The organism is Micrococcus sp. 116 (assembly GCF_902506395.1).
GTDB classification, from domain to species: Bacteria; Actinomycetota; Actinomycetes; order Actinomycetales; family Micrococcaceae; genus Micrococcus; species Micrococcus luteus.
On sequence record NZ_LR732370.1, the window covers coordinates 159,430 to 166,237 of the forward strand.

Annotated in this window: 5 protein-coding genes; 4 read left to right on the top strand and 1 reads right to left on the bottom strand. The window is 73.0% G+C overall.

Annotated elements, in window-relative coordinates; genetic code table 11:
* Positions 1 to 74 precede the first annotated feature (74 nt).
* Positions 75 to 1,625, top strand: a complete 1,551-nt coding sequence (locus tag CITRIK5_RS00735) for a hypothetical protein (RefSeq protein ID WP_119217522.1) — start codon at positions 75 to 77, stop codon at positions 1,623 to 1,625.
* A 105-nt stretch (positions 1,626 to 1,730) separates the two neighbouring features.
* On the opposite strand, the gene CITRIK5_RS00740 is transcribed toward CITRIK5_RS00735, so the two are convergent.
* The gene (locus CITRIK5_RS00740) at positions 1,731 to 3,245 is read right to left on the bottom strand and encodes a catalase (RefSeq protein WP_119217521.1); all 1,515 of its coding nucleotides are present in this window, start codon (positions 3,243 to 3,245) and stop codon (positions 1,731 to 1,733) included.
* Between the two features lie 227 nt (positions 3,246 to 3,472).
* On the opposite strand from CITRIK5_RS00740, the gene glyA reads away from it, so the two are divergent.
* The 3 genes from glyA (at position 3,473) to CITRIK5_RS00755 (ending at position 6,788) form a co-directional block, all read left to right on the top strand.
* Positions 3,473 to 4,753 (top strand): serine hydroxymethyltransferase, encoded by a 1,281-nt coding sequence (glyA, locus tag CITRIK5_RS00745; RefSeq protein ID WP_010079361.1) that lies wholly within the window; start codon positions 3,473 to 3,475, stop codon positions 4,751 to 4,753.
* Positions 4,754 to 4,760: 7 nt separating this feature from the next.
* Positions 4,761 to 5,672 carry a bifunctional methylenetetrahydrofolate dehydrogenase/methenyltetrahydrofolate cyclohydrolase gene (locus tag CITRIK5_RS00750; protein ID WP_036338210.1) on the top strand — a complete coding sequence of 304 codons (912 nt, stop codon included), beginning with the start codon at positions 4,761 to 4,763 and terminating at the stop codon, positions 5,670 to 5,672.
* Between the two features lie 129 nt (positions 5,673 to 5,801).
* The gene (locus tag CITRIK5_RS00755; protein WP_095353399.1) at positions 5,802 to 6,788 is read left to right on the top strand and encodes an ABC transporter ATP-binding protein; all 987 of its coding nucleotides are present in this window, start codon (positions 5,802 to 5,804) and stop codon (positions 6,786 to 6,788) included.
* Positions 6,789 to 6,808 lie beyond the last annotated feature (20 nt).

A 6,808-nucleotide genomic window follows, 5' to 3' on the forward strand; every position in this document is an offset into this window, starting at 1 on the left:
CCGCGCGGCGGCGCGGGAAGCACGACGCGGCGCCCGGCCCGGCCGGTCGCCCCAGACGACCGAGGAGCACCCCCATGCCACAGTCCACCCTCTACTGGATCATCGCGGCGATCATCGTCGTGCTGCTGATCCTGATCATCCTCTCGGTGATCGCCTCCCGCCGTCGTCGTGAGGCCGAGGCCGAGGCGGCCGAGACCCGGCTCGAGCGCCGGGGCGTCAGCGCGGACACCGCGGGTGAGCAGGCGGCCGCCGCCGCGGCCGCCCCCGCGGCCCCGACCCGCCTCTCCCGCCTGGACGAGGTGGCGGCCGAGAAGGACGCTCGCCCCGCGGCCGCGGTGAAGCCCGCCGGGGGTCCGGCTGCGTCCGACACCGCCGCGGCGGACCGCGAGACCGACGAGTCCGTCGCCGGCGTGGCCGGCGGTGCCGGGGTGACCGTGGACCAGCACGACGCCCCGAGCGCCGACGCCGCCGCTCAGATCCACCGCCGCGACGCCGCGGCTCCGGCCACCCGGGGCACTCTGCGCCCCGCTCCGGCGGCGCCGAGCACGGCGCGCGAGGCGGACACCGTGGGCCTGGGCGCGGCCGGTGTGGCCGGCGGCTCCGGCGTCACCCTGGACGAGCAGACGCCCGCGGCGGACGTCCCGGCGACCCCGGCCTCCCCGTCCCCGGTGACCGAGACCCCCGCCCCGGCGGCACCGGCCGCCGAGGCTCCGCAGCACAGGAGCCACCTCACCCCGGCTCCCGAGCACGTGCACGGGACCGTCCCCGCCGCCGAGGTCGCCACCGAGCACACCCCCACCAAGGAGTTCGCCACGGACGCGATCCCCGTCCCGCAGGGCGAGCACCTCGAGACGCACACGGTCGCCACCACCGCGCACGGCTCGGTCACCGTCGTGGCCGCCGAGTTGGACCAGGCCCAGCAGGCCGGCGCCGCCGGGGCGGATCGCTCGGCCGCCGGGGCCCTGCGCATCGACGGCACGCCCGGGGTGCCCGGGCGCGTGGCCGAGGCGGACCGCGAGCCGGCGCGTACCGAGGACCATCGCGTGGACGCCGCGCAGCCGGCGGCGGTCGAGCCCGCAGCCGAGCGCCCTTCCCTCGAGGCCGCCCCGGCCACCCGCCGGGCCGAGGCCCCGGAGACCCACGCCGGCACCACGCCGGCCACGCCCCTGGGCGGCGCCCCGGAGCTGGATCCGACCGCGGCCTCGTCCGGCCGTGCGGAGGACGCCACTCCGGCGACCCGCCGCGAGGCCCGCGCCGCCCAGTCGGCGGCAGCCGCCGGGACTGCCGGGACCGCCGCGCCGACGTCGTCGACGCCCACGACCGTGGCCCCAGACACCTCCACCTCCTCCGCCCCCACGGATGAGGAGCCCGCCGAGGACGACACCGAGGGCGCCGCCCTCCCGGACCTGCGGGCGGACCGCGACGAGACCCGAGTCTCGGACGCCGAGGGTGAGTCGAAGCTGGCCCAGGTCGGCGCCGTGGCGGCCTCCGCGTTCGAGACCGTGCGTGACAAGGTCGCCGTCCCGCTGCGGGACAACGTGGCCGTGCCCGCCAAGGACACGGTCGTGAAGGTGGTCAAGGACAAGCTGTCCCAGGCGCAGGAGCGCCGCTGGGGCAAGCGCTGACCGGAACAACCGCCCCACGACGACGGCGGCCGCCCCCTCGTGTGAGGGAGCGGCCGCCGCGCGTTCAGCGGAGCCCGCGCGGGCGCCCGCCGGGGGAAGGAGCCGTCAGATGCGGGCCTCGCCGCCGGCCTCGACGCCCGGGATGCCGTCGCCCTCGTGGCGCTTGACCTCGTCCTCGATGCGCTGGCCGATCGTGGCGTCCACGTTCTTCCAGTACTCGAAGGCGCGGGCCTGGACGTCCTGGCGGACGCCCTTCAGCGCGCCGGCCACGGTCTCCACGAAGTCCTCGCGCTCCTGGGCCGAGAAGACCTCGCGGACGAGGGTGCCGGCCTGGCCGAAGTCGTCGTCGTCCGCGCGCAGGGCCTGGGCCTCGCGGGTCAGGGTGCCGTCGGCCTCCCAGCCGTCGTCCACCGGGCCGGTCTCGTCCGACCAGGAGTCGCCGTTGGAGTTCGGCGCGTAGGTGGAGCGGTCGCCGGTGTGGTCGTACCACATCTGGCCGTCGAAGGCGTAGTTGTGCACCGCGTTCTTGGGACGGTTCACCGGCAGCTGGTTCACGTGGGCGCCCACGCGGTACAGCTGGGCGTCGTGGTACGCGAAGGCGCGGCCCAGGAGCATGCGGTCCGGGGAGAGGCCGATGCCCGGCACGGTGTTGCTCGGGCTGAACGCGGCGGACTCGATCTGCGCGAAGTGGTTCTCCGGGTTGCGGTTCAGGGTCAGCGTGCCGACCTTGATGCGCGGGTAGTCCTTCTTGGAGATCGTCTTCGTCAGGTCGAAGGGGTTGAACCGGTAGGTCTTGCCCTCCTCGTAGGGGATCGCCTGGATGTAGAGGTCCCACTTGGGGTGGTCGCCCTTGGCGATGGACTCGAACAGGTCCTGGCGGTGGAAGTCGGCGTTCTCGCCGGCGATCTTGGTGGCCTCGTCGTTCGAGAGGCTGTGCACGCCCTGCTGGGAGATGAAGTGGTACTTCACCCAGTGCTTCTCGCCCTGGGCGTTGACCCACAGGTAGGTGTGGGAGCCGTAGCCGTTCATCTCACGCCAGGTGCGGGGCAGGCCGCGCGGGCCCATCAGGTAGGTCACCTGGTGCGCCGACTCGGGGTTGTTGGTCCAGAAGTCCCACTGCATGGTGGCATCGCGCAGGCCGGAGTCCGGCAGACGCTTCTGCGAGCGGATGAAGTGGGTGAACTTCATCGGGTCGCGCAGGAAGAAGATCGGGGTGTTGTTGCCGACGATGTCGTAGTTGCCCTCCTCGCTGTAGAAGCGCAGCGCGAAGCCGCGCACGTCGCGCCAGGTGTCCGGGGAGCCGAGCTCGCCGGCCACGGTGGAGAAGCGCAGGAGGGTCTCGGTCTTCGTGCCCGGCTGGAACACGAGGGCCTTGGTGTACTTCGACACGTCCTCGGTCACCTCGAACTCGCCGAAGGCGCCGGAGCCCTTGGCGTGCGGGCGGCGCTCCGGGATGTTCATGCGGTTGAAGTGCTGGTGGGTCTCCAGCAGGTGGGTGTCGTGCAGGACGATGGGCCCCTCGCTGCCCACGGTCAGGGACTGGCGGTCGCTGACGGCCGGGGCGCCGTTCTGGCGGGTGGAACCGGTCGCGTGCGGGGTCTTCTTCTGGTACTCCGTCATGGAACTCTCCTTCGTCGATCGACGTCGGCCGCGCACCGATCGGCGCGGTGGGCGGCGTCACCCCCGATCTTGGCATATTTCTGAATCAGTCAAAAGAACCGGGTGCCGGGGTCGGTCGCCGGGGCCGCGGGCCGCCGTCGCGCAGGCCCGACGACGGCGCCTGGTCACTAGGATGGAGGGCACCGGAGCCTTCCGGCCGCACAGACCCCCGTTCGAAGGGAACCCCCGTGACGCAGACGCCCGACATCAACACCCAGCCCCTCGCCGAGGTGGACCCGGAGATCGCCGCGGCGCTCGCGGACGAGCTCGGCCGCCAGCGGGGCACGCTCGAGATGATCGCCTCGGAGAACTTCGTGCCGCGCGCCATCCTCGAGACGCAGGGCTCGGTGCTGACCAACAAGTACGCGGAGGGCTACCCGGGCCGCCGCTACTACGGCGGCTGCGAGTTCGTGGACGTGGCCGAGAACCTGGCCATCCAGCGCGCCAAGGACCTGTTCGGCGCCGAGCACGCCAACGTCCAGCCGCACGCCGGCGCCCAGGCCAACGTGGCCGTGATGACCTCGCTGCTGGACCACGGGGACACGATGATGGGCCTGTCCCTGGCGCACGGCGGCCACCTGACGCACGGCATGAAGCTGAACTTCTCCGGCAAGAACTACAGCATCGCCGCGTACGAGGTGGAGCCGGACACCCACCGCATCGACATGGACAAGGTGCGCGAGAAGGCCCTCGAGGCCCGGCCGAAGGTGATCGTGGCCGGCTGGTCCGCCTACCCCCGTCAGCTCGACTTCGCCGCCTTCCGCTCGATCGCGGACGAGGTCGGCGCCCGGCTCTGGGTGGACATGGCCCACTTCGCCGGCCTCGTGGCCGCCGGCCTGCACCCGAACCCGGTGCCGCACGCCGACGTCGTCTCCTCCACCGTGCACAAGACCCTCGCCGGCCCCCGTTCGGGCTTCATCCTCTCCACCGAGGAGCTGAAGAAGAAGATCGACTCCGCCGTGTTCCCGGGCCAGCAGGGCGGCCCGCTGATGCACGCGATCGCGGGCAAGGCCGTGGCCTTCAAGATCGCCGGCTCCGCGGACTTCAAGGAGAAGCAGGAGCGCACCCTGGCCGGCGCGCAGATCCTGGCCGAGCGCCTGACCGCCCCGGACATGGCCGAGCACGGCATCTCGGTGCTCACCGGCGGCACGGACGTGCACCTGGTCCTGGTGGACCTGCGCGAGTCCCAGCTGGACGGCAGGCAGGGCGAGGACATCCTGCACGAGGTCGGCATCACGGTGAACCGCAACTCGGTGCCGTGGGACCCGCGTCCGCCGATGACCACCTCCGGCCTGCGCATCGGCACCCCCGCGCTGGCCTCCCGCGGCTTCGGCGAGGCCGAGTTCCGCGAGGTGTCCGACGTCATCGCCGAGGCGCTGAAGCCGAGCCCGGACGTGGAGGCGCTGCGCGCCCGCGTCGTGAAGCTCACCGAGGACTTCCCGCTGTACGACGGCCTCGAGGGCTGGTGAGCCGCCGATGACCGCGAAGGTCCTGGACGGCAAGGCCACCGCCGCCGCGATCAAGGAGGAGCTGCGCGGCCGCGTGGCCGCCCTCGCCGAGCGCGGGCACACCCCCGGCCTCGGCACCCTGCTCGTCGGTGAGGACGCCGGCTCGCAGAAGTACGTGGCGGGCAAGCACCGCGACTGCGCCGAGGTGGGCATCGAGTCCATCCAGCGTGAGCTGCCCGCGGACGCGACGGAGGAGCAGATCCTCGACGTCGTGCGCGAGCTGAACGAGGACCCGGCCTGCACGGGCTACATCGTCCAGCTGCCGCTGCCGAAGCACGTGGACACCCAGAAGGTGCTCGAGGCCATCGACCCGGACAAGGACGCGGACGGCCTGCACCCCATGAACCTGGGGCGGCTCGTGGCCTCGGTCGGCGGCGAGCTGGACTCGCCGCTGCCGTGCACCCCGGCCGGCTGCGTCGAGCTGCTGCGCCACCACGGTGTGGGGCTGGCCGGCAAGCACGTGCTCGTGATCGGCCGCGGCGTGACCATCGGCCGGCCCGCCGGCCTCGTGTTCACCCGCCGCGAGGTCAACGCCACCGTGACCCTGGCCCACACCGGCACCACGAACCTCGACGAGCTGCTGGCGAGCGCCGACGTCGTGATCGCCGCCGCCGGCTCCGCCCACATGGTGAAGCCGGAGCAGGTCAAGGAGGGCGTGATCGTCCTGGACGTGGGCGTCTCCCGCGTGACCGGGGAGGACGGGACGTCGCGCGTCCTGGGCGACGTGGACCCGGCCGTGAAGGAGAAGGCGGCCTGGATGGCGCCGAACCCGGGCGGCGTCGGGCCGATGACCCGCGTCATGCTGCTGGCGAACGTCGTCGAGGCCGCCGAGCGTGCCGCCGACGGCGAGGACTGGGCCGGGGAGCGGGCCGGAGCCTGACCTCTCCCACTCCCGCGACCAACCCTGCGATATGGCCCCCATCCACCCCGGATGGGGGCCATATCGCAGGGTTCGTCGCCGAGGGGGCGGCACGCGTCCGGGCGGGTGGTGCGCCTATGCTGTCGCCTTGTGAGTCACACCACTCTGCACGCGTCCCCCGGCGACGCCTCCGTCATCCGTGCCCGTGGGCTGCGCAAGCAGTACGGCGAGTTCCACGCCGTGAGGGGCATCGACCTGGACGTGCGCCCCGGTGAGTGCTTCGGCCTGCTCGGTCCCAACGGCGCGGGCAAGTCCACCACCATGCGCATGCTCGCGGGCACCTCGCAGCGCACCGCGGGCGAGCTGACCATCCTGGGCATCGACCCGGAGGAGGACGGGCCGGCCGTCCGTGCGCGCCTGGGCGTGGTGCCCCAGCAGGACAACCTGGACGAGGAGCTCACCGCCCGGGAGAACATCCTGATCTACGGCCGCTACTTCGGTCTGCCCTACTCGTACCTGCGGCCCAAGGCCGAGGAGCTGCTGGCCTTCGCCCAGCTCACCGAGAAGGCGGACGCCAAGGTCACCGACCTCTCCGGCGGCATGAAGCGGCGGCTCGTGATCGCCCGCGCCCTGGTCAACGAGCCGGCCCTCTTCCTCCTCGACGAGCCCACCACGGGCCTGGACCCGCAGGCCCGCCACATCCTGTGGGACCGCCTCTACCGGCTCAAGGAACGCGGCACCACGCTGCTGCTGACCACGCACCACATGGACGAGGCGGAGCAGCTGTGCGATCGGCTCGTCGTGGTCGACGGCGGCGAGATCATGGCCGCCGGCACCCCCGCCGAGCTCATCCGCGAGCACGCCTCCCGCGAGGTCCTCGAGGCGCGCTTCGGCGCGGACCGCAACGAGGCCGCGGCCCGCACCGTCCAGGCCCACGCAGGTGACGGCGTCGTGCACCGCGTCGAGGTCCTCCCGGACCGCGTCCTCGTCTACGCCCGACGCGCGGACGACCTGCACGACGTCGTGCAGCGCCTCGTCGACGAGGGCGCCCTGCCCGCCCCCGTCACCACGCTGACCCGCCGCGCGAGCCTCGAGGACGTGTTCCTCATCCTCACCGGCCGCACCCTGGTGGACTGACCCGTGCCGTCCCCCACCAC